Annotated in this window: 17 protein-coding genes; 7 read left to right on the plus strand and 10 right to left on the minus strand. The window is 42.7% G+C overall.

Translation table 11 applies throughout. From position 1 onward, the window contains the following. Nucleotides 1-19: 19 nt before the first annotated feature. Genes B9G69_RS04750 through B9G69_RS04770 form a run of 5 tightly spaced genes read right to left on the minus strand, consistent with a single transcriptional unit; the run spans nt 20 to nt 7,591 of the window. Nucleotides 20-2,212 (minus strand): heavy metal translocating P-type ATPase, encoded by a 2,193-nt coding sequence (locus B9G69_RS04750; RefSeq protein WP_088616673.1) that lies wholly within the window; start codon nt 2,210-2,212, stop codon nt 20-22. A gap of 9 nt (nt 2,213-2,221) precedes the next feature. Further along, nucleotides 2,222-5,362, minus strand: a complete 3,141-nt coding sequence (locus B9G69_RS04755) for an efflux RND transporter permease subunit (RefSeq protein ID WP_088616672.1) — start codon at nt 5,360-5,362, stop codon at nt 2,222-2,224. An 11-nt stretch (nt 5,363-5,373) separates the two neighbouring features. Next, entirely contained in the window at nt 5,374-5,961 is a 588-nt protein-coding gene (locus tag B9G69_RS04760) for a hypothetical protein (RefSeq protein WP_088616671.1), read from the minus strand. Beyond that, nucleotides 5,958-7,199 (minus strand): TolC family protein, encoded by a 1,242-nt coding sequence (locus B9G69_RS04765; protein WP_088616670.1) that lies wholly within the window; start codon nt 7,197-7,199, stop codon nt 5,958-5,960. Before B9G69_RS04765 ends, B9G69_RS04760 begins: the two co-directional genes overlap by 4 nt. A 47-nt stretch (nt 7,200-7,246) precedes the next feature. Continuing rightward, nucleotides 7,247-7,591 carry a hypothetical protein gene (locus B9G69_RS04770; protein ID WP_088616669.1) on the minus strand — a complete coding sequence of 115 codons (345 nt, stop codon included), beginning with the start codon at nt 7,589-7,591 and terminating at the stop codon, nt 7,247-7,249. A 431-nt stretch (nt 7,592-8,022) separates the two neighbouring features. Between B9G69_RS04770 and B9G69_RS04775 the strand changes: the two genes are divergently transcribed. Further along, nucleotides 8,023-9,453 carry a L,D-transpeptidase family protein gene (locus tag B9G69_RS04775; protein WP_416220929.1) on the plus strand — a complete coding sequence of 477 codons (1,431 nt, stop codon included), beginning with the start codon at nt 8,023-8,025 and terminating at the stop codon, nt 9,451-9,453. Between the two features lie 413 nt (nt 9,454-9,866). Here B9G69_RS04775 and B9G69_RS04780 read toward each other — a convergent pair whose 3' ends face one another. Then, nucleotides 9,867-10,331 (minus strand): hypothetical protein, encoded by a 465-nt coding sequence (locus tag B9G69_RS04780; RefSeq protein ID WP_265437983.1) that lies wholly within the window; start codon nt 10,329-10,331, stop codon nt 9,867-9,869. A gap of 256 nt (nt 10,332-10,587) precedes the next feature. Between B9G69_RS04780 and B9G69_RS04785 the strand changes: the two genes are divergently transcribed. Genes B9G69_RS04785 through B9G69_RS04800 form a run of 4 tightly spaced genes read left to right on the plus strand, consistent with a single transcriptional unit; the run spans nt 10,588 to nt 16,241 of the window. After that, the gene (locus B9G69_RS04785; protein ID WP_088616665.1) at nt 10,588-11,799 is read left to right on the plus strand and encodes a TolC family protein; all 1,212 of its coding nucleotides are present in this window, start codon (nt 10,588-10,590) and stop codon (nt 11,797-11,799) included. Further along, nucleotides 11,792-12,631 (plus strand): heavy metal-binding domain-containing protein, encoded by an 840-nt coding sequence (locus B9G69_RS04790; protein WP_088616664.1) that lies wholly within the window; start codon nt 11,792-11,794, stop codon nt 12,629-12,631. The genes B9G69_RS04785 and B9G69_RS04790 overlap by 8 nt, the downstream gene beginning before the upstream one ends. Beyond that, entirely contained in the window at nt 12,628-15,906 is a 3,279-nt protein-coding gene (locus B9G69_RS04795) for an efflux RND transporter permease subunit (protein ID WP_088616663.1), read from the plus strand. Before B9G69_RS04790 ends, B9G69_RS04795 begins: the two co-directional genes overlap by 4 nt. Further along, the gene (locus B9G69_RS04800; RefSeq protein WP_088616662.1) at nt 15,903-16,241 is read left to right on the plus strand and encodes a cupredoxin domain-containing protein; all 339 of its coding nucleotides are present in this window, start codon (nt 15,903-15,905) and stop codon (nt 16,239-16,241) included. Before B9G69_RS04795 ends, B9G69_RS04800 begins: the two co-directional genes overlap by 4 nt. A 41-nt stretch (nt 16,242-16,282) precedes the next feature. On the opposite strand, the gene B9G69_RS04805 is transcribed toward B9G69_RS04800, so the two are convergent. The 4 genes from B9G69_RS04805 to B9G69_RS04820 are packed head-to-tail and all read right to left on the minus strand — an operon-like array spanning nt 16,283 to nt 21,476. Next, on the minus strand, nt 16,283-19,426 hold the full coding sequence (locus B9G69_RS04805) for an efflux RND transporter permease subunit (RefSeq protein WP_265437984.1): 3,144 nt from the start codon (nt 19,424-19,426) through the stop codon (nt 16,283-16,285). A gap of 3 nt (nt 19,427-19,429) precedes the next feature. Further along, nucleotides 19,430-19,861 carry an efflux RND transporter periplasmic adaptor subunit gene (locus tag B9G69_RS04810; protein WP_088616660.1) on the minus strand — a complete coding sequence of 144 codons (432 nt, stop codon included), beginning with the start codon at nt 19,859-19,861 and terminating at the stop codon, nt 19,430-19,432. Then, nucleotides 19,858-21,060 (minus strand): TolC family protein, encoded by a 1,203-nt coding sequence (locus B9G69_RS04815; protein WP_088616659.1) that lies wholly within the window; start codon nt 21,058-21,060, stop codon nt 19,858-19,860. Before B9G69_RS04815 ends, B9G69_RS04810 begins: the two co-directional genes overlap by 4 nt. Then, a complete protein-coding gene (locus tag B9G69_RS04820) occupies nt 21,057-21,476 on the minus strand; it encodes an ArsR/SmtB family transcription factor (RefSeq protein ID WP_088616658.1) in 420 nt (139 codons plus the stop codon). The genes B9G69_RS04815 and B9G69_RS04820 overlap by 4 nt, the downstream gene beginning before the upstream one ends. A 76-nt stretch (nt 21,477-21,552) precedes the next feature. On the opposite strand from B9G69_RS04820, the gene B9G69_RS04825 reads away from it, so the two are divergent. Beyond that, a complete protein-coding gene (locus tag B9G69_RS04825) occupies nt 21,553-21,792 on the plus strand; it encodes a hypothetical protein (protein WP_088616657.1) in 240 nt (79 codons plus the stop codon). Nucleotides 21,793-21,803: 11 nt separating this feature from the next. Further along, on the plus strand, nt 21,804-22,625 hold the full coding sequence (locus B9G69_RS04830) for a cation transporter (protein WP_176400997.1): 822 nt from the start codon (nt 21,804-21,806) through the stop codon (nt 22,623-22,625). The last annotated feature ends 40 nt before the right edge of the window (nt 22,626-22,665 follow it).

Here is a 22,665-nt window from a genome sequence, read left to right on the forward strand (position 1 = left end):
TCCAATCTCCAAACTTTGATTAGTCGTTAATTTTTAGAAGTCTTAGCGCATTTATAATCACTATCAATGTCGCACCAGTGTCGGCAGCTATCGCCATCCACATACTCGAATAACCACTTAATGCTAAAATCAAAAAGATCGCTTTGAGAACAAGAGCAAATCCAATATTAAATCGAATAATGCCCAACGTGCGTTTTCCTTGTATGATGGCAACTGAAAGCTGACGAAGATCGTCCTTCATCAAAGCAACATCCGCAGTCTCAATTGCAGCATCCGTTCCAATGGCACCCATTGCAATACCAATCGATGCTTGCGCCAAAGCTGGGGCATCATTTACTCCATCGCCAACCATTCCGACATATTTGTATTCCGAAACCAACTCTTTGATTTTGCTGACTTTGCCATCAGGCAAAAGCTCTCCAAAGACCTTATCAATGCCTACTTGTTTTGAGATAGCCGATACAGTTCTATTGTTGTCTCCGCTAAGCATAACGACTGCTTCACAGCCTGCCTTGTGAATATCTTGAATTGCGCCTTTGGCTTCCTCTCGAATTTTATCACCGATTCCGAAAACTCCTAGAACTTCGCCGCTACAATTGTCATGAGGCTTATGTCCCACCACAACAACCGACATAGCCTGCTCCTCCAACGACTGAAGATATTTCTCCAAATCGGGCGAACAAACACCTAGCTCATGAGTGAAACGATGGTTTCCAAGAAAATACTCATGACCCTCGACGGTAGCAAAGATACCACGCCCCTGCTCAGTGTGACTTTGCTCTACTGACACAACAGAAACCCCACTCTTTGCTGCATAACGAACAACTGCTTGGGCCAGGGGATGATTTGATAGCTTTTCGATCGAAGCAGCGATCTTGATGATTTCATTTTCCTGAAGTTGATTCCATTTCTTTAAAACCAAAACCTGTGGCACGCCCTCCGTAATCGTCCCTGTCTTGTCGACAGCAACCGCCTTCAATCTGCCTAGAGTCTCTAAAAATATTCCACCTTTAACCAGAACTCCCCTACGAGCCATTGCAGTGAGTCCCGATACAATCGACACTGGAGTAGAAATTACCAGTGCACACGGGCAGGCGATTACAAGAAGAACTAAAGCCTTGTAAATCCAATCTTCCCAACGTCCGCCAAAGAATATTGGAGGAACAAAACAAATCAAAAGACCTAGAACAAATACCGCTGGTGTATAAACCTTCGCAAACTGATCAACAAATCTCTGTGAAGGGGCTTTCGACTTTTGCGCATCTTCTACCATTCTAATTATTTGTGAAACTTTTGAATCGCTTAAGATTTTAGTAACCTGAACTTCCACTGAACCAGATAGGTTTACGGTTCCTGCATAAACACTGTCACCCTCTCGCTTTTTAACGGGAGTTGACTCTCCGGTTAATGGGGCCTGATTGACCTCTGTTTTTCCAGAGATGACATTCCCGTCTGTTGGGAAAAGATCACCGGCTCGTACGACGACCGTATCACCAACCTTTACGCTATCAACTGGTACACTATTCAATTCACCGTTAGCGGCTTTTAGAAGCGCAACTTTTGGGCTAACATTAATAACTTCTTGGATCGCTTTGCGAGCTCTTACCACACTAAAGGCTTCCAATAGCTCAGAGAATGCGAACAAAAACACTACCATTGCCGCCTCAGTGTAGTCTCCAAGATACACAGCACCAGCTACGGCAACCGTCATAAGAACATTCATATCCAAATGTCCTTGCCGAATTGCCCGAAGGCCTTTTGGAAAAACCAAAAGGCCACCGCAGAAAATGGAGACCAAACAAAGAACGATGGTCAGCAAATTCAATTCTTTTGCAAAAAAACTAATCAGTATTGCCAATCCTACCAAAACTCCAGATGCAATAACCAGTGCAATACGTTGCCCCGATATCGACTTGGCATTTTTATTTGGATCAACTACCTTTACGCCGGACTTATTAATCAATCTGCGAATTTCATTTTCATCAAGTTGCGGTGAATACCAAACTTGTACCGTTGAGGACATCAATTTAGCCTCAACCTTGAAAACTTGCTCTATCCTCAATGAGCTTTGAATCGCGGCAATCTCATCAGCGCAGTCCATTCCACTGACTTTGAATGTAGATTCGACAGTACCGGCAGGCAAATCTAGATCCATTTTTCCTGAAACTCTATTGGCTCCCTGTTCATCAGAGCCACAACAAGCCTTACTCATATAGATCTCCTAGTGAGCCACTCGGCCAATAAATTTCTTTTCAAAGATGGAATAGAGTGTTGGCAAAACAATCAAAGTTAAGATTGTCGATGAAACAATTCCTCCGATTACGACAGAAGCTAGAGGTCGTTGAACTTCAGCACCAATTCCGGTTGAAAGCATCATTGGCAAGAAACCAAAGATCGCAACTAATGCAGTCATTAATACAGGTCGCAATCGAATCAACGTGCCCGTCATTACCAAGTCTTTGCCAGTCTTGCCTTGATTCTTGAGCTGGTTAAAATAGTTCACCAATACCACTCCATTTAATACCGCAATCCCTGATAAGGCGATAAATCCGACTCCGGCGGAAATACTGAAGGGAAGTCCATTCGCAATTAACCCCACGACCCCGCCGACAAGTGCAAACGGAATACATGAGAAAATCAACATTGTCTGGCCGACACTTCTAAATGCTGCATAGATCATTAACAACACCAAAATAAGCGCAATTGGAGTCAGAACCAATAATCTGCTACGAGCCTCTTGTAAGTTTTTAAAGTTGCCACCCCACTGTAGATAATAACCTTGAGGTAATTTGACCTTCTGTTCAACAACTTGCTTCGCTTCGTTAACGAAGCTTTCTGTATCACGACCTCTTAAGTTGATAAGAACTGCAGAGCGACGATTTGAATCTTCTCGATTGATAGACCCAAATGTCTCAGAAAATTTAGATGTAGCTAAGTTCGAAAGCGGAGTCGTCGAATTTGTACCCAAGCCAACCGGCAAATTCCTGATGGTGTTTAAATTTGAGCGCTCATCGTCACCCAAACGAACCACGATTGGGTATTTTCTTTCGTTTTCATATAGGAAACCGCTCTCCTGTCCCCCAAGTGCTATGGAGACAGTATTCAAAACATCCGAAATGTTGGCACCATATCTCTGTATCGCATCTTCATTCGGTTGAATTCTAAGAACAGGACTTGTTCCCGCTAGATCAACTTCGACGTCGCCTGCCCCAGCCACCTTAGAGACAATTCCTTGAACTTCTTTTGCTAAATTCATATTTGTCTGTAAGTCAGGACCAAATATTTTTACCGAAACATCTGCTCTAGTACCCTCAAGCAGTTCATTGAATCGCATTTGGATAGGCTGTGATGCCAGATAATTTTGACCTGGAAGCTCTTTCTCAAGTCGCGCAACTAGCGCATTCACCAATGTTTCATAGGAATGACGTTTGCCATTGTTAGATTTTGGCCATTCGGACTTATCTTTGAGCATAATATATGTATCGGAGATATTGACGCCCATAGGATCAGTTGCCACCTCACTGGTACCGATACGGGAAAATACATTATCAACTTCCGGAAAACCTTTAACAATTTTATCGGCCTTTTGCTGAAAGGCGATTGACTGATCAAGGCTTAAATTAACCGGGCGGATCATATGAAATGCAAATGAACCCTCACTCAACTGAGGTAAAAATTCTGCCCCGCGAGTTGCAAACAATACTCCTCCGACAATCACTGCAATCACCGCTGTCGCTAAAGTCGCCACCCTGTGCTTAAATGACAACTCAAACAATGGTTTATAGGCTCTGCGTATCCATTCCATGAATTTAGGTTCTTTGTCTTCAGAGTTACCTTTCAAAATCAAAGATGCAAGCGCTGGAGCGGTCGTAAACGACAACACTAGAGCAGATGCGACCGCAATTGCGAACGTCGCAGCCATAGGCCCAAACATCTTACCCTCAACTCCGGTTAAAGCAAAAATTGGAAGGAATACTACTACGACGATCAATTCGCCAAATCCTGCAGCGACACGTACTTCAACAGCAGCCTCATAGACCGCAGCCTGAACCTCATCCCTTGTTAGCTTACGGCCATACTCTTTACTTCTCTCATGAACATACCGAACACAATTATCAATAAGAATGACAGTTCCATCGACGATTATACCAAAATCCAAGGCACCCAAACTCATCAAATTTCCAGATATTCCCAATGGCTTCATGATCAGAAACGTAGCCAAGAGAGATAATGGAATTGTAACCGCTGTAATAATTGCTGCGCGGATATTTCCAATCAGCAAAAACAACACCACGATTACCAGAGTAGCACCCATCATCAAATTGTGCTCAACCGTTCCCAGAGTAGCATTTACCAAATCCGACCTATTATAAACGGTCACCATCTCGATATCGGGGGGAAGATTTTTTTTGATCTCATCTACCTTGTCTTTAACCCTTGTAGCAACAGTTCGGCTGTTCTCCCCAAGAAGCATCATAACCGTGCCCAAAACCGTCTCACGCCCGTTATGAGTTGCAGCGCCTGTTCTTAATTCTTTTCCTAATTTAACCTCTGCAACATCGCCGATGCGAACCATACGGAAAGAATCCAGTTGCTTAACTGGTACTTTTTCAATATCGCTAGCAGTCTTAAATAGCCCCACGCCTTGAACTAAGAATTGTTCCGCGGTTTGCGCAATATAACCACCGCCAACATTTTTATTAACTTTCTCAAGAGATTCCACGATATCTTCAAAATGAATTCCATAAGAAGCCATCTTTTTAATATTTGGTTGCACATGATATTGCTTTTCGTATCCACCAGTCGTATTAATTTCCGCAACACCTTCAACGGTCAACAGCCTAGGTTTAACAAACCAGTCTTGAAGAGCCTTAATCTCCATAAGTTGCTTTAGACGCTCTTCTGAATTTTCTGCTGGTTTTTTAAAGTCCAACGTATACTGGAATATTTCTCCCAGTCCCGTAGAAATAGGGCCAAGCCTCGCCTCCGCGCCTTTCGGAAGATCTGACAAAACACCTTGCAATCTTTCCGTTACCATTTGACGAGCGCGATAGACATCCACTGCGTCTTTGAAAACAACAGTCACTTGAGACAAGCCAAATCTTGTAATGGAACGAACCTCGAGAACTCCCGCAATCCCCCTCATAGAAGATTCGACAGGAAAAGTTATGGCTCGCTCAATTTCCTCAGGTGCCAGCCCCTCAATTGTGGTATTAATTTGCACTTGATTGTTCGTAATATCAGGTACCGCATCAATTGGAAGATGCTGAAATGAATAGAAACCCGCGAATGCAAGTATACCTGTAAAAAGTAAGACAAGCGTTCGATTATAAACTGAAAAATGAATAATTTTATTAATCATGAATTTAAACCTTAATGGCTATGCCCCTCAGGGGCTCCGCCAGTTGCGACAATTTCAGCAGTTCTAAGAAATGCGACACCTTGTATGACTATCTCGTCACCGGATTTTAGCTCCGGAGTTCTGATTTTCATCTCTTTTGCGCCCTTAGATACGATAGAAAAATCAATTCTTTTAAAGAATCCATTACGCATACGATAAATATTAATTTCTTCTCCAGAATACAGAACAGAGGAATTCGGAATATTCCACGGCTCAACATTTTTTATTTTGAATGTCTGTAGTTCAAAATTCTTAACTGCTTCTGGAGACAATTTGAAGCCGTCCGCCTCACTATATGTCGTTATTCCTTTGTCCGGACCGATACTAGAGCTCTCTTCTTCATGCTGACCGTGAGCGCCATCTTCATTTCCATGTTCATCATGATGATCCTCGTCCTCTTTCTCATGATCCTTGCCTTCACTTGAATGAGTATGCCCCTCTTTGGTCTTTTCATCATGATGATGACCTGCTTCTTGGGCTTCTTGATTCTGAAGATTTTCCTTAGCGGCAGAAATAGTTCCACCAAACAAAACTAGAATAACCACTACAATCTTTTTCATATTTCTATCCCCGTGATATCCCCATCAATGACTTGAATATCCAAATAAGACTCTACAGCTCTCATTTCTCTCTCATTTCGAGTTTTTTCGAAATCTACCAATGAACGATGAGCCTCAATCACTAGAGAGCTTGGAACCAGTCCTCTCAAAAACAACCCTTCCACTTTCTTGTGCTTACTTTCAAGCGTATGCCCGTTAGGTGTTTCTTCCAAAGCAACCACCGACTTGCGATATGATTTTTTTAAAGAATTACGCTCAGACTCGAGCTTTAGGACAGCCAGCTCTCTCTTTTGCTCGGCTGACTTTACAGAGATGCTTGCCACTGTTCTCCCTGCTCCATTCACATTTAGCAATGGCAATGGCATACTAAGATTAAGCCCCCATTGTTGATACTCTCGGCCACTCTCACGTGAAAATTTTGCCGAAGGTCCAAGACTCATGGTTGGCCAAGACTCGCTTTGGGCTTTACTCAATTCACCCCTCGCCACTTGAATATCAGCGTCGTATAAAGACACCAGTGGTGAATTCCTTATGTCTTGGTTATCTGCTTTGACAGTCGGCCACTTCTCAATCCGCGGCGGAAGGGCCTTTTTAACATTTTCTAATTCAAGTCCAGTCGTAATCTTGAAAAAGGCCTCAATAGAGGAAAGCTCCTCATCAAACTCCATACGCTTAAAACTGTATTCACCTTTTGCGATCTTGAAGACCGTTAAAGTAACTTCCTGTTCCGGCGAAAGTGTTGGGCGAGATTCATACTGCTTTACCAATTTTGTAAAGGTCTGGAGAGATTCATCAATGAGGTTTAGCTCCCCTTCAATTTGTCGCAATCGCAATAGTTTAAGAAAAACTGCTTTCCTAATTTCGGCTTTGGCTCGAAAGAGTTCGACTTCTGACTTTGAAGCTTCTGCTCCGGCAATCTCTTTACGGGCAGATCTTTTCCCGCCTAATTCAATTGGAAAAGAGAGCGAAACATCTGTTTCATTTTTCTTTTCAGAATCGACTTCTCCGGTCAATGCTACCACTGAAAGTTCAGGGTTTTGAAATTGCGCAGCTACGTCCTTCTGAGCAGATCTTTCGCTTACTGATAGTTCAGCTTTTACAACGTCAGGAGATCTACTTTCGGCACATGCTAGAATCTGTTTATAATTTACAATAGAGCCACATTCTTTATCAGATTTACTCCACGCGATTGCAGGAGCAAACAAAAATACGATGGCCAGTCTCGAACAAATAGACATAATACACCTTAAATTTTTATTAAATTTTATTTAGCGAAAAAAAATAACTAGACAGCTCGAGGTGGCTGAAAAGGCCCCTCAAGAACACGCTCAAGGGCTCCACGGAGCTCTGATTCTTTCGGTTCAAATACTTTATGCTCAAATGAGAAGAAAACGAATGTTGGCAAAATTAGCTTTGCACAATGACCCAAATGACAATATCCACTTGTACAAGGATCACCCACATCGGAAAAGCTAGTTGAGGCATCACCTTGTAAAATATTAAATGAAGCACCGACTTGAGAAGCACTTCCTACATCATCCGTATGAATGAAAACCGAACTCCCAACCAACACAGTCAGAAGGCAAAATACTAAAGCTCCCAAAAAGAATCTTTCATACTTTCGTTTCACAAAATCGACCTTAGATCTCAATAATAGTAGTATCAAGTGCTTTTTTGGTAATTTAGCACTCTCCGCTGAATTTTGTCGACTGGACTAGCTCAATCCTTTCGATCAATGCAGATAACTTGCATTAGCGAACACTTGGAGTATCCCATTTGTCATGTTTATCTTAACCGCCTAAATTATAGATCATTTTGTAAAATGCCAAAGCTTCTTTTTCATACTCGAATCACTAAATCTTCAAATATAGGATCGTCATAGACTCACATCTAGAAGCAATTTAACTCTACGATGAGAGCGCGCAAAATCACCCAAGGAAATATACGAAGATGCTTTTACCCTTAATACTGTCTGCAAGTTTGTTGTTTATTGTTTCTCTAAGTGAAATCTCAAAAGCATCCACTCCTTCTTCCGCTTCTACTGAGAATCCCTATTTGGACATGCTTGATGTATACTCCACTAAAGACATTAGAAACACCCTCCTCCTATTATGGAATCACGGACTCAAACCGACATACTATTGGACACCGGCAATGGAAGAGGTATTTAAGAAAAATTCAAATAGCCTGACTCTACGGGCTTTAGCGAAGCGGTCATTCCTTCTAGCTTTAGACAACGTGGCAAATGGCAGCGTAAACCCAGAGGAACTCACTCCTGATATAAAGTTTAAGAGAAAAAGTTTCGTGCCACTTGAAACCTTCAAATCGTTGGTCGTATCCACCAACCAACACCCTGAACTTCTTATCGAAAAGATGGCTCCACAGAATATTCTTTATAAATCAGTGCAAGCAGGAGTAAGAACTCTCTATAACTCTTGTAAAAACGGAACATTCGCAACGATTAAACCAAGCAGAAAATTGCTGAAAATCGGAAGCCAGGATAGCTCTGTAGCCACCATTAAAATGCGACTTAAAGCACTCAATTATAATATTTCCTCCAATAACAACACCGTCGATGCCGAGTTTGTCAAAGCTATCAATACTATAAAATGGACTCTTCGTGAGCCCCCAGACGGTACAATTAGGCCAAAAGACATTCTATGGAAATATTTCGCCGTATCCTGCACTGATAGACTTCGGCAACTTCAAGCAGACTTAGAGAAAGTTCGCTGGTTACCACAACGCCTTGAGGATCGATTCATTTTTCTAAACCTAGCTTTAAACTATCTTGCCCTCTACGACAGCCCCAATAACTACATGATGAGCTTTCGAACAATCAATGGACGTGCAGATCGAAGAACTCCTACAATGCATGACCATCTCTATCAGGTTGTATTAAACCCTGCATGGATAGTTCCTCCCACAATATTTCTTGAAGACAAAGTCGAGGAAATAAAAAAACTTCGCAAGGATCAAATACGCCCTTATTTCGAATCAAAATTCTTCGAGGTATGGAATCTAGATCTCACCGCAACCATCCCACCAGAAACTATCGACTGGAAGAGCATCACTCCCGAATCAGACAAAACTTTCTATATTAGGCAAAAGCCTCACTACATGAATACCTTGGGAGTAACAAAATTCGAACTTTCAAACCCAGATTCCATTTACCTTCATGATACAAATCAAAGGGACCTTTTTGTTGAGCCAAATAGACTGTTAAGCTCGGGATGCATTCGAGTTGAACGCCCCATCGAACTCGCGGAATATCTTTTGAAAGGAACTGAATGGGATTTATCTTTGATACAAAATACTGTCGCTAAACCTTTTGATCCACCTGGGAAACCAACAAAAATAAAACTAAATAGTCCAATGGCAATTTATATGATTTTTTTAACATCTCAGACATCGGGAAATGGCACCGTGTATTTCACCCACGACGAGTACAATCAAAATAACCTTATACTTAGTAAACTTGCGGCGGCCTTTTAAGACTATAGAAAATCCGCATAAGAATGCTGTGCAATTCTTATCCAAATAACTTTGCACAGTCTTCCCCCCACCGCTCATTTGTGCCAATCCTAATAGAATCGCTAACATCTGCAATAAAAATATTCCCGTCTTCTCGCAGTCCACTATGGGCATTCTTTTGTTTAGTCGAAACAACAGTTCCGAGCTGATGTAGGGCCCAGACTACGTCTCGCAGCATATTTTCCCTAACAATTGTTTTTAAACACTGCAGTCGACTTTATCCGAACTCATTGATATTTATTATCTTTCGGACGCGGATCATAGACGAGGCATACATGATGATAAAGCCGAACTGGAGAGTTGCTTGCAAGCAATTCTAAAATTGATACTTAATTTTAAATAACTTAGTCGACATTTCACAACTAAATACCTGCTTAAGCGAAGAGTGGACGAACGCGCGCGCCCGCCTCCAAAGAGAACACACTTCCCACTCCTGCGCCAAAAACCCAAATTAATCCCATTGTTCCCACAACATCCGCTCCTAACAACAAGAAGCTGAATATTGAAATCATGATCGCTGTTCCAAAAAACAAAAAACGTCTCTTTTCGATTAGATCAACTTCTTCAAGCGATAAGAAAAACTGAACAACAGAAACTGTTCCCGCCATATAAAAAAGACCACATGCAAACATACAGAAATTATGACCAGCTAAATTCATAAACCAGTTAGACAAAGACCAAGCTGTTCCAAAAGGATTTACACCAAACTGATGGCATACTAAAAGAGAAACACCGCCGAATACTATCTGGCTCACCAGAAGTTTTAGGAAGACCAGGTAAGGATTGGGGAACACTTTTTTTAATCCTTTCAAGCAACATAGCTGAAGCAACCAATCCATCGCCGGAATCTACAAAATCAGTAAAGTCTTTTGAAACATTGGATTTCTTTGTATTCACGGCATAACCTACCTTGGTTGTTATTTCCTCGGCATACCTATATTAGATTAGGTGAAGAATCCTGACTTTGTGACAAAATACTTCAGAGATTACAATTATGAACGATATATGGTGTCTCAATAAGAGCCGCAATGACTCCAGGCAGTTTCTTCCGAAAATACTTGTCACAGGTCTGCTTCCCATCTCCTATTGTCAGTTATGAGAATCTTCATGGTACTCTTTCTAAAGCTAACACTTCTTTCTCCCTTCGCTAGCGCGGAGGACAAGCTGAGCATTCACGCCTTTCTAGATAAGGTACAGGCTCAAAATCTTGACCTAAAAGTAGAACAAGCGAAGCTAGAGTCTGCCGAAGCACAAAGCTCTGCCATCGGCTTACCACCTCCTATGGTCAGCATTTCTAAACTGACAGAAAAAGAAGGTAGTTCCGCTCAGGGGTTTGAAGTTTCGCAAATGATCCCATTCCCCGGGAAACTCATTAAAGATAAGTCGTCAAGAAACCTCGAAGCTCAAACTCAGAAACTCGTATTTTCAACAAAGCAGAAAGAATTGCAAAGTGAAGCAATACTGGCTTTTTACGAATACTGGGCCACTTCTGAAAAAATACTAATTCTAAAACAACGAAATAGAATTCTTTCCAATCACCTTAAACTCGCTCGCTCGGGAGTCCGTTCAGACAGCAGCTTGAAACTTCACTTGCTCAAGACGGAATCTGATCTCGACCTTTTAGAAAATGATCTTGAGACTGCTAATCAAGATTTAGAAGAAAAACGATTGAAGATGGCCGTCTTGATGAATCTTCCCTCTTCTACTAAAATTCCTGAGCCTGAGGAGCCACCCCTAAGCTCTCTTCCAGCAGAACCCGAATCCACAATAGATCTTCCTCAGCTAAAAGTCAGCGAGCTCCAACTTCAAACTTTGACTACGCGTGAATCCGAAGCAAAGCAATCATGGTTTCCCGACTTCACACTCTCTTATAAAGAAATGGGCGCCACTCAGATGATGCCTCAATACTCCGAAATTATGGTAGGCATGACCTTACCATTCCTTTTCGCTTGGGAGCCTTCATCTGAAGTAAAAAAGGCCAGCGCTCAAAGGCACGAAGCAGAACTACAGTATGAAAAAATGAAGCAAGAGACCAATTCTTTAAGGTCAATTTCTTGGACCCGCGCACGTTCTATAAGAAAACAACTGACTACCTTGCAAGAAAAAATAATTCCAAAAGCACACAAGCGTATGCAGCTAATTAACAATATTGCTCCAAGAGACATGGAATCCCTCCAGGATCATCGCGAAACCATGGAGACCTTCAGCGATTTACAACTCAAAGTGCTGGACCTTCGCTTGTCCTACGAAAAGAGTCTTTCGGAATTAGAAAAATGGATACCCATTTCGGGAGCTGCAAATGAGTAAGAAACAACTTCTTATAATAATTGGAATTCTCGCTGTAGTCGGCTTTTGGATAGGCAAAAAGTATCTCGCTTCAAAAGCGAAAGTTACGAAGTCCACAATCAGTATGGCTGAAGGAAGCTCCTACTTTACCTGCCCCATGCATCCGTTTATCCATATAGATAAGCCTGGCAAATGTCCCATTTGTCATATGGATCTTGTAAAGGTGGAGGCAAAGGCTGCGGAAATCCAAACTGCAAAAAATGCGCTAACTCAAAGTCGCGGCAATGTGGTATCGCCTCCAAACCTTTTATCCTTAGTTGGCGTTACAAAACACAAAGTTGAAAAAATGGATCTCACAATCAAACTTCCCGTTGGAGGACGATTTAACTCTTCTCGCAGTGTATCCTTCCAGGTCTACGAACAAGATCTTGGTTTTTTAAAATCCGGTTTGAAATTTAAAGGCATATCTCCTTCGCGACCTGATGAAATCCTAAATGGAATCATCACATATATTGATAGCATCATTGATCCCAGCAGCCGCACCGTACGAGTTGTTGGACAACTTAGCGACGGTAGATCAGTACCTGCCGAAGCAACCTTTGAGGGCAGCATTGAAATTGCCCTCAAGAATAGAATTGCAATACCAGAAAGCGCCGTCTTACACACTGGGACGCAAGATTTAGTCTATGTTTTCTCGTCGGATAATGTATTAACCGCAAGAGCTGTAAAATTGGGAGCGCACTCTCAAGATTATTATGAAATCACTGACGGACTTCTTGAAGGCGAAGAGATTTCGAGTGGTCCAAACTTCCTTATCGATTCTGAAGCAAGAATCAGAGGAACTTCACAATGATTAAAAGAATTATTGAGTTCTCGGCGCACAGTCGTTTTCTTGTCCTTACGGTGGTCGCCATTTTTATGGCAATTGGATACTATTCTCTCAAACGCATTCCTGTCGACGCTATTCCTGATCTTTCAGATACCCAAGTCATTATCTATTCACGCTGGGACCGTTCTCCTGATGTGGTAGAAAATCAAGTCACCTATCCTATTGTATCGTCTCTCTTAGGAGCGCCAAAGATAAAATCCGTTCGTGGTTTTTCAGATTACGGATACTCTTACGTTTACGTTATTTTCGAGGATGGAACTGATCTTTATTGGGCGCGAAGTCGCGTTCTTGAAAATCTCAATCGCATTTCCTCTCAACTGCCTCAAGGAGTTAAAACAGAAATCGGGCCCGATGCCACGAGTGTGGGCTGGGTTTACCAATATGTTCTACAAGATCAATCAGGAAAATTAAATCCGGCAGAGCTTCGCAGCCTTCAAGACTGGAATCTTCGCTTTCAGCTTCAATCAGTTCCCGGAGTGGCCGAAGTCGCCTCGGTCGGTGGCTTTGTTAAGCAATATCAAGTCAAAGTTGACCCCCGAAAACTTGATCTTTATCAGGTGACTTTTTCACAGGTCATGGATGCCATAAAAAATGCCAATCAAGAAAGCGGCGCTAGAACTATCGAGTATTCTGGAACGGAAGCGATGATTCGAAGCAGAGGTCTTGTTGAAAACACTGAGGACCTTGAAAAAGCTGTCGTCACCTACAACTTAAAAAGTAGAGCCCCTATTTTAGTAAAACAAGTTGCTACAGTTTCTGTTGGTCCTGAAATACGTCGAGGAATCACTGACTTTAATGGTCTTGGCGATGCAGTTGGCGGAATCATTGTTATGCGCCAAGGAGAAGATGCACCTGCCGTAATTCAAAGAGTTAAAGACAAGCTCACCGACATCCAAAAGACCCTTCCTGAAGGAGTCAAAGTCATCTCTGTCTATGATCGCTCAGACCTTATTGACCGAGCTATCAAGACTTTACGTGGAACTCTCGTCGAAGAGCTAATTGTCGTTAGCATTATCATTCTAATATTTCTATGGCACATTCCATCTGCCTTGGTTCCCATTGTTACCATTCCCATCTCTGTCCTTCTTGCATTCATTCCACTTTATCTCATGGGCCAAAGCTCAAATATTATGTCCCTTGCAGGTATCGCAATTTCTATTGGGGTGTTAGTCGACGGAGCCATCGTTGAGGTAGAGAACGCCTATCGGAAAATTCAACATTGGGACGAGGGCGGGCGAAAGGAGGACTTCTTTCATGTCCGTCTAGAGGCTTTAAAAGAAGTTGGGCCTTCGGTCTTTTTCTCTCTTTTAGTGATTGCTGTTGCTTTCATTCCTATATTCACTCTCGTGGACCAAGAAGGCCGTCTCTTTCGCCCTTTAGCTCTTTCAAAAAACTTAGCAATGGCAATTGCTGCGATTTTGGCCATCACTCTTGATCCTGCTATGCGAATGATGTTTGCGAGAGCAGACAAATTTAAAGGCCCTTATCCGTGGCTTAATAAGATTGGCGACGCCACTCTTGTCGGAACCTACTACTCCGAACATAAACATCCCATTAGCCGTCGTTTGTTTGCTTGGTACGAGCCTGCCATTCACTGGGTGCTTGATCACAAAAAAACAACCCTCTCCTTAGCATTTGTGGGCGTCTTATCCATAATTCCAGGCTTTATGATGCTAGGCTCTGAATTCATGCCGACTCTTCATGAGGGAAGTCTTCTGTATATGCCGACTGCACTTCCCGGGCTTTCTGTGAGTGAGGCACAAAAGATTTTAACAACCCAGGATCAGATACTCAAATCCTTCCCCGAGGTAGACACCGTCTTTGGAAAAGCAGGAAGAGCCGAGACCTCAACAGATACAGCTCCGATTAGCATGGTGGAAACAACCATAGTCTTAAAACCAAAATCAGAATGGAGAAGGTTCGACCGTTGGTATTCCTTTTTACCAAATTTTTTGAAACCACCATTTGAGAGAATTTGGCCTGAGACCATTAGTGAAGAAATACTTGTCGAAGAAATGAATGAGCAGCTCGCGTTCATTGGTATGCCCAATATTTGGACGATGCCAATTAAAAACAGAATCGACATGCTTTCCACTGGAATCCGCAGTCCCATCGGTGTGAAAATTTTTGGAAAAGACTTAAGAGAAATACAAAAGATCGGCCAGAACATTGAGCGTATCTTAAAGCCTCTAGATGGAACCCGCACAGTCGTCGCCGAGCGCATTGCCAGTGGTTATTTCCTCGATGTTGATTTTAACCGAAATTCGCTTCAACAATACGGTCTCTCTCTAAAGGATGCACAAGATCAGGCGATGGCAGCTATCGGCGGTGAAAACGTTTCTCAAACTCTTTCCTCTAGAGAGCGCTATCCAATTCAGGTTCGGTTCGCCCCAGCTTTCAGGCAGGATATTGAATCTATTAAAAGGGTTCTGATTTCATCTCCAACCGGAGCGCAAATACCACTTTCACAAATAGCAAAGGTTCATTACGTGGAAGGCGCTTCGATGATTCGGGATGAAAATGCCCAACTCGTAGGCTATGTTTATGTGGACATTGATCCCGATAAAGTAGACATCGGATCTTATGTAAATACGGCAAAAAAAGCTTTGTCAGAACAACTGAAAATTCCAGAAGGATATCTAATCTCATGGAGCGGTCAGTTTGAAAATATGGAACGCGTAAAAGAGCGTCTCAAAATCGTCATTCCACTGACACTTCTGCTCATAATTTTTCTCCTTCATCTAAATACAAAATCCTGGCCTAAAACGGGCATTATCCTTCTTGCTATCCCATTTTCCCTCGTTGGGGCTGTATGGCTACTGGTGGCTTTGGGATACAATATGTCGATTGCTGCATGGGTAGGAATGATCGCACTAATGGGGCTCGATGCAGAAACAGGCGTTTTCATGCTGATGTATTTAGATCTGGCCTATGAGGATCACGTTCGTAAAGGCCAGATGAATAATCATGAAGATCTGAAAAATGCCATCATCGAAGGGGCCGTTCACCGCGTAAGACCAAAGCTAATGACTGTCTCTGCCCTCTTTGTAGGACTAATTCCTATTATGTGGTCAGTGGGAGCTGGCGCTGATGTGATGAAACGAATAGCGGCCCCTATGATCGGAGGTCTTATCACTTCATTCCTTTTAGAGCTACTGATCTATCCAGTTATTTACTATATTTGGAAGTCCAAAGAACAATTCAAAATCAAATTTAATTTTATGGGAGAACAAAAATGAAAAGTATAATGTTTTTGATTGCCGTTGTATTTGCAGGCCCAAGCCTTTTTGCAGCAAAGGATGTTACGCCTGCACAAATCATAGAAATCTCAGTAACCGAAAATGGGTTCGAGCCAAGTCAAATTGATGTAAAGGCCGGGGTTCCTGTCATACTCAAGGTAACTAGAAAGACTGATGCTACTTGTGCTACCGAATTACAAATTCCGTCAAAAAAGATTAAAAAAGATCTTCCCTTAAATAAAACAGTGACATTTGATATAGGAAAGCTCGACAAAGGCAATCTCCCTTATGCTTGCGGGATGGATATGCTTAAAGGAAACTTGCATATTAAATAAAAAAACTAAAGGGCGCGGTAAACCGCAGCCCTTTTCCCACTCTACTTATCTGAGTTTTTCAAAGTCTCGGTTTTCATAAACCGCTCGAACATCAAATACAGTACTGGCAATACCACCAATGTCAGGATTGTTGCAGAAAACAATCCCCCAATCACAACGCTGGCTAGAGGACGCTGAACTTCAGCCCCGACACCCGTTGAAAGCATCATCGGTATAAAGCCGAAAATGGCAACTAAAGCAGTCATCAATACAGGTCGAATTCGCAAAGATGTCCCTCTTCGCACAAGTTCAAGACCGCTGAGTCCCTGGCGTTGTAAATCATTGAAGCAATTAACAAGAACTACACCGTTCAAAACAGAAATACCTGAGAGAGCAATAAATCCGATCCCTGCAGAAATACTAAATGGAAGACCATTAAGCTTAAGGCCCAAAACTCCACCAACCAACGCAAGTGGAACTCCGACAAAAACCAAAATGGTTTGCATAACATTTCCAAATGCCCAGAATACCATCGCAAGAACAAGGAAAAGCGCCACTGGAGCAAAAATCATTAACCTTGCGCGCGCCTCTTGAAGGTTTTGGAAGTTCCCACCCCACTCCAAATAATAACCAGGTGGAAGCTTCATTTCCTTATTCACAACCGTTTGAGCATTCTTGACGAATGTTTCTGTATCCACTCCACGCGGATTTATCATTACAGCCGCTCTACGCTTAGATTGTTCGCGATTGATAACGCCATAAGTCTCATCAAACTGTATCGAAGCGACTTGCTTAAGAGGGATTGTAGAGCGCTCTCCAATCTGCACGGGAAGAGTCTTTAGCTTCACTAAGTCCGAACGATCATCCTCATTCAAACGAACAAGAATAGGATAGCGTCTCACACCATCAAACAGATAACCGGCCTCTTCACCGCCCAGGGCGATTTGTACCGTTTCTAAAACTTCACGCTTTGGTACTCCAAGATTTGCAAGCAGACCTGTATCAGGGCTGACTTTCAGAATAGGTGATGTTCCCTGCATCTCCGCCTCTACGTCTCCTGCTCCAGGAACTTTACGAATGACGTCTGCAAGTTTTTGGGTCAGTTCAGTTAGCTTCTCCATATCGTCACCAAATACTTTGACGGAGATATCGGCTCTTGTACCCTCTAGCATTTCGTTAAAACGCATTTGGATAGGCTGACTGACAAGCACGCGTTGTCCGGGAATCTCTTCCTCCAACCTCTCTACGATATGTTGTGTAACTTGGGACCAAGTTTTTGCGCCGTTATCTTTGGGCCACAGTGACCGATCTTTAAACATCACAAATGTGTCGGAAAGATTTACTCCCATCGGATCAGTTGCAACTTCACCTGTACCAATGCGACTAAAAACAGATTCTACTTGTGGAAATTCCTCGATAATTTTTTGCGACTTCCTTTGAAGATCAATTGATCTATCCAAACCAATATTAACTGGTCTCACAAACTGAATCGTTCTTGAAGCTTCATCCATTTGCGGAACGAACTCGCCTCCGAGAGTCGTAAAGACTATACCGGCTACGACGACTGACAAAATACCCATACCAATCGTAATAGCTCGCTGCTTTAAGAAGAAATTAAGCACTGGGCGGTAAAGTCTTTCTGCTTGCCTCATTAACCATGGATCTTTTTCTTTTGCACTTCCGCCCAGCCAAAGACTTGCAAGAGCTGGAACGGTAGAAAATGACAAAATGAGTGCTGAGAACACCGCAATAGCAAATGTTGCTGCCATCGGCTTAAACATCTTGCCTTCAATACCAGCAAGAGCAAGCACAGGAAGGAAAACCACTACAACAATAAGCTCTCCGAAACCAGCTGCAGTTCGAATCTCCACAGTTGCTTCATAGACCGTTGATTGAACTTCTTCCTTTGTCAGACTACGCTTGCGGGCCTTCACAGCATCGTGAATTTTTCGCACGCTATGATCTAGAACAATAACCGCGCCATCCACGATAATCCCGAAATCCAATGCTCCCAAGCTCAAAAGATTTCCAGAGATACCAAAATACTTCATCGCAATAAAAGTTATGAGCAGCGACAATGGAATTACGAACGCCGTGATAACGGCAGCACGGATATTACCCAATAGAAGCAAAAGGACAATAATCACCAGGCTCGCACCGAAAAGCAGGTTGTGTTCAATCGTCCCAAGCGTCTTATTCACAAGCTCGGAGCGATCATAAAGCACTTTGATTTCCATTCCTTCTGGCAAACCCTTTTTGATTTCCTCAAGGCGCTCAGCTACACGAATTGAAACATCACGGCTATTTTCCCCCATTAGCATGAGCACAGTTCCAAGAACTGCTTCATTTGAACCGATAATTGCAGCACCCGTTCTCAACTCAGAAGCGAGTGTGACCTTTGCAACGTCCTTGATAAGGATCGTTTTGAGTGCATCCAAATTCTTGATAGGGGTATTTTCAATCTCATCAATATCAGAAAGAAGGCCACTTCCTTGAACTAAAAATTGCTCACTTGTCTGTTGAATGTAGCCGCCGCCAACATTTTGGTTGGTGGCATTGAGTGCCTCTACGATTTCGTGAAAACTAATTCCATAGCGAGCAAGCTTCACAGGATCTGGCTGGACATGATATTGCTTTTCGAAACCACCGATTGTGTTGATTTCAGCAACTCCAGGAACAGTCAAGAGTCGTGGTTTTACATACCACTCCTGAATGGATCTTTCTTCCATCAATTGCGCTAATCGTTTTTCGCCCTTTTCAGGATTTTTAGATTCAATTGAATAAAAGAAGACTTCGCCAAGTCCCGTGCTGATTGGACCTAACTTTGGATGAACTCCTTTCGGAAGCTCATTTGAGAGCCCTTGTAGGCGCTCAGAGACCATTTGGCGCGCGCGATAAATATCTGCACCATCATGAAAAACAACATTTACAACTGACAGCCCAAAGCGACTTAGTGATCGAACCTGTTTAACACCCGCGATACCCGCCATAGAGTTTTCAACAGGGAAGGTAACATTCCTTTCAACTTCTTCAGCGGACAGGCCTCCAATAGTTGAAAATACTTGAACTTGGGTATCAGTAATATCCGGAACTGCATCAATTGAAAGATGGCTAAAACTATACCAGCCCAGACCCGCGAGAAGCGCGGTCATAAAAAGAACTACGCCACGATGATAGACAGAGAAATGAATAATTCGATTTATCATAAATTAATCCGCGCAAGCATCAGCTTCAGGCCCAAATACGTCGAGATCTATAACTCGAATCAGCCCAGCATTTTTAATTACAATTCGATCCCCAGGTAAAATATCTTTCGATGTAAAATGAGCGAGCGATCCTTGAATACCTGGCTCAATTTCTACCATCTTAAACCACCCTGCCCGTTCTCTATAAACAGCAGAGAAATCTTGAAAGTGAACCAACGATGAAGCTGGAACTACCAAAGCGGATTTTTCAGCGACCTTCAAAAACTCGAGCTCCAGATTATTGAGTGCCTTTTCTGAAAGCTTAAGACCTTCTTTTTCGGAGGCTTCAATCACAGCTTTTCCAGGGCCAACCCTGCCCTTTTTTCCTTCTTCCGCTTCCTCTGCAAAACCTTTAAAAGTGAAAAGAATCATTGCAACAAGTAAAAAATATTTCATGGTAGTTCCTTTGGAAATGAACCTTTCAAGTTTTCGGCTGTTGACCACATCAGCATTGCCTGAATTTCGTTTCTATGAATTTCTTCGATAAGTTCGAAAGTCGAGCGATACATCTCAATAAGTGATGCGGGAGAGATCAGAGATCTATCAAACAGCCGCTCACTATCCTTAACAGAGCGAGTTAGCTCAGTTACCGGCTCCATTTCTCTCAATATTTTTATCAAGTCTTCATATTGTTTCTGAAGACTATTGATCTGACTCATTTGTTGACGTTTGGTTGATTCATGCATCGCTTGCGCAGAATTCATGCGGGCTTTAGCGAGATCTTTGCCAGCACCATTTATATTCCAAAGAGGAATAGTCACTCCAACTTTTATACCCCACGACGCCTCACTCTCATCAGGCTGGCGTTCAAAACTAGGTCCAACTCGAAAATCCGGCCAACTTTCACTCTGAGCCAATTTCATTTCTGATTTTGCAAGCTCCAATTCGGCCATTGAAGTCCTAAGAGCTGTCGTTTGCGTGGAGGCTGTTGCTAAATCAAGACTTGGCCACTTTTTAAAAGCTGCTACATCAAGATGATCATTCTTAGTGATGGGCCTTCCAATGGCGCCTTCAATAAATGCATTTGTTTTTTGGACATCTTTCTCGATATTGAGTTTTCTAAAAAGCAAAGTCTTTTCAAATGTAGAGAACAAACGAAGTGTCGTTTTTTGCTCCGGCGACAGAGCTGGTCGAGATTTCAACTTTCGATTCACTCGATCAAGAATTGAAAGACTATCTTTGACCAAATCAGCTTCAGCCTTAAGCTGTCTAAGACGAATTAATGATTCAAGAGCCGCATTTGAAGCTTCTATGCGCGTCTCAAGATCTTTTGCCGACAAAAACGAAGCTTCGGCTTGGGCTCGCTCTACACGAGAACCTCTTTTGCCTCCGATTTCAAATGGCTGAAGTAGACTTACCTCGAGCTTCTTCTCGCCAGTAAATTCCAGACCGGCATCAAGCTCAGGATTCGGGATTTGCTTTGCTTTTGCAGAGAGGGCTTTAACCTCATCCTCCCTAAAGCGTAACGCTTGCATCCCGGGACTTTGCTCGAAAATACATTGGTAAGCATCAAATCCTGACTTCAGTGGTTCGGGGCATGAGGCCCGACTTTGAATAGAAAAGAAAAACGATAGAGCAATTATAGTCTTTTTCATACGGTTACTTTGCGAGGTGAACGAGGTGCTTGACGCTCAAAATCCGATCCATCTTTGGTACAAAGTTTGTTGGAACGCTTTGCTAGCTCGTTTTTAAAACGTTTTAAGTCTTTAGCGAATGTTTGATCTAGATCTGGAATCTCGGCGATGAGCCTATAAAATGGCTTCACTGATTTTTCAGAGCTTAAACTCTGATACACCCATCGCCCATCTTTGCGAGAACTTAAGAGTCCCGCATTCCTTAGAACTTTGAGATGCCTTGAAACATTATACTCTGGTTCCTGTAGGCTATCCGTTAAATCACATAGGCAAGCCTCCTCTTTAGGAAGAGACACCAGAATGCGAAGAATCCGTAGTCTTGTTTTATCCGCTATTGCTTGAAGCAGCGCCGTAGGTTCAATATTAATTGAGTGCATACTTGCATCATAGTGCAAGTATGTTAGTAATGTCAATAAACCGTACCTTAATGAAAATCAAAAAAAGGAGTCACATTTGAAAAGCCTATTAGTACTTACATCCCTTCTCATTTCACTTTCATCTTACGCACAAGAAAGCGCTGACGTGGTCGCCGCTTGCAAAAAGGACTGCCCCAAAGCAACAAACAACGAAGAAGCTCATAAATGTGCAGAAAAAAAAGGAAGACTCAATAAAGAATTTAGAAAGTCTCAATGTTGGGAAGTGAATGAGAAATACGAAGCCGCACAAGCTAAAGAAAAAGCAGAGACTCACTAGGGAGCCTTAATTTGAAACAGACAGTCTTTGATATTCCTCAGATGGATTGCCCATCTGAGGAGAAAATCATTCGCATGGCACTTGATGGCAATGATGCTATCAAGGATTTGGCCTTTAATCTCAAGTCTCGACAACTAACCATCTCGCACGAAGGAGATTCTACTAATCTTCTAAGGGCTTTAGAGCCGTTGGGGTTTGGCGCGAAGATTTCAAATTCACGGGACCTTTCAGAAATGGAAGAAGCATTACTCGGCCCGGCAGAAGTAGACAGCAAAACTGCAGCGTCCGAAGCAACAGTCTTGCGGCAGCTTCTTGCAATTAATGGCTTTATGTTCATTGTCGAACTCTCAATAGGCCTCTACGCCCAGTCAACTGGATTGATTGCCGACTCTCTTGATATGTTCGCAGATGCTGCCGTATACGGCCTTAGCCTTTATGCAGTTGGTAAGACAATCCAACTAAAAAAGAAAGCCGCCCACCTGAGTGGATATCTCCAAATTATACTGGCCGTTGGTGCCTTAGTGGAGGTTTCCCGCAGACTTGCATTCGGCAGTGAACCCGAAGAGTTTCTGATGATGGGAGTCGCCTCAGTTGCACTCATCGCAAACACCTTTTGTCTTTGGCTACTTTCAAAACATCGCGACGGCGAAGTACACATGAAAGCGAGTTGGATTTTCTCAACAAATGACGTTATTGCGAACGCCGGAGTTATCATAGCTGGCGCCCTAGTTTGGCTTCTACAGTCTAACTGGCCAGACTTGATCGTCGGTCTAATCATAGCGATCATTGTTTTAAGGGGCGGACTTCGAATCCTGGCCATCTCAAAGCCTTAAAAACCTAAACTTGACTCCGTACCATAGTACGGAGTTTAAG

It is taken from the genome of Bdellovibrio sp. SKB1291214, assembly GCF_002209355.2.
In the GTDB taxonomy this organism is placed as follows: domain Bacteria; phylum Bdellovibrionota; class Bdellovibrionia; order Bdellovibrionales; family Bdellovibrionaceae; genus Bdellovibrio.

Coding starts and splice junctions, on each gene's coding strand:
- B9G69_RS04780 (WP_265437983.1), bottom strand. CDS start 10,331: ATGGATTGGTTGCTTCAGCTATGTTGCTTGAAAGGATTAAAAAAAGTG.
- B9G69_RS04790 (WP_088616664.1), top strand. CDS start 11,792: ATGAGTAAGAAACAACTTCTTATAATAATTGGAATTCTCGCTGTAGTC.
- B9G69_RS04795 (WP_088616663.1), top strand. CDS start 12,628: ATGATTAAAAGAATTATTGAGTTCTCGGCGCACAGTCGTTTTCTTGTC.
- B9G69_RS04785 (WP_088616665.1), top strand. CDS start 10,588: ATGAGAATCTTCATGGTACTCTTTCTAAAGCTAACACTTCTTTCTCCC.
- B9G69_RS04810 (WP_088616660.1), bottom strand. CDS start 19,861: ATGAAATATTTTTTACTTGTTGCAATGATTCTTTTCACTTTTAAAGGT.
- B9G69_RS04800 (WP_088616662.1), top strand. CDS start 15,903: ATGAAAAGTATAATGTTTTTGATTGCCGTTGTATTTGCAGGCCCAAGC.
- B9G69_RS04765 (WP_088616670.1), bottom strand. CDS start 7,199: ATGTCTATTTGTTCGAGACTGGCCATCGTATTTTTGTTTGCTCCTGCA.
- B9G69_RS04805 (WP_265437984.1), bottom strand. CDS start 19,426: ATGATAAATCGAATTATTCATTTCTCTGTCTATCATCGTGGCGTAGTT.
- B9G69_RS04820 (WP_088616658.1), bottom strand. CDS start 21,476: ATGCACTCAATTAATATTGAACCTACGGCGCTGCTTCAAGCAATAGCG.
- B9G69_RS04815 (WP_088616659.1), bottom strand. CDS start 21,060: ATGAAAAAGACTATAATTGCTCTATCGTTTTTCTTTTCTATTCAAAGT.
- B9G69_RS04750 (WP_088616673.1), bottom strand. CDS start 2,212: ATGAGTAAGGCTTGTTGTGGCTCTGATGAACAGGGAGCCAATAGAGTT.
- B9G69_RS04755 (WP_088616672.1), bottom strand. CDS start 5,362: ATGATTAATAAAATTATTCATTTTTCAGTTTATAATCGAACGCTTGTC.
- B9G69_RS04775 (WP_416220929.1), top strand. CDS start 8,023: ATGCTTGATGTATACTCCACTAAAGACATTAGAAACACCCTCCTCCTA.
- B9G69_RS04760 (WP_088616671.1), bottom strand. CDS start 5,961: ATGAAAAAGATTGTAGTGGTTATTCTAGTTTTGTTTGGTGGAACTATT.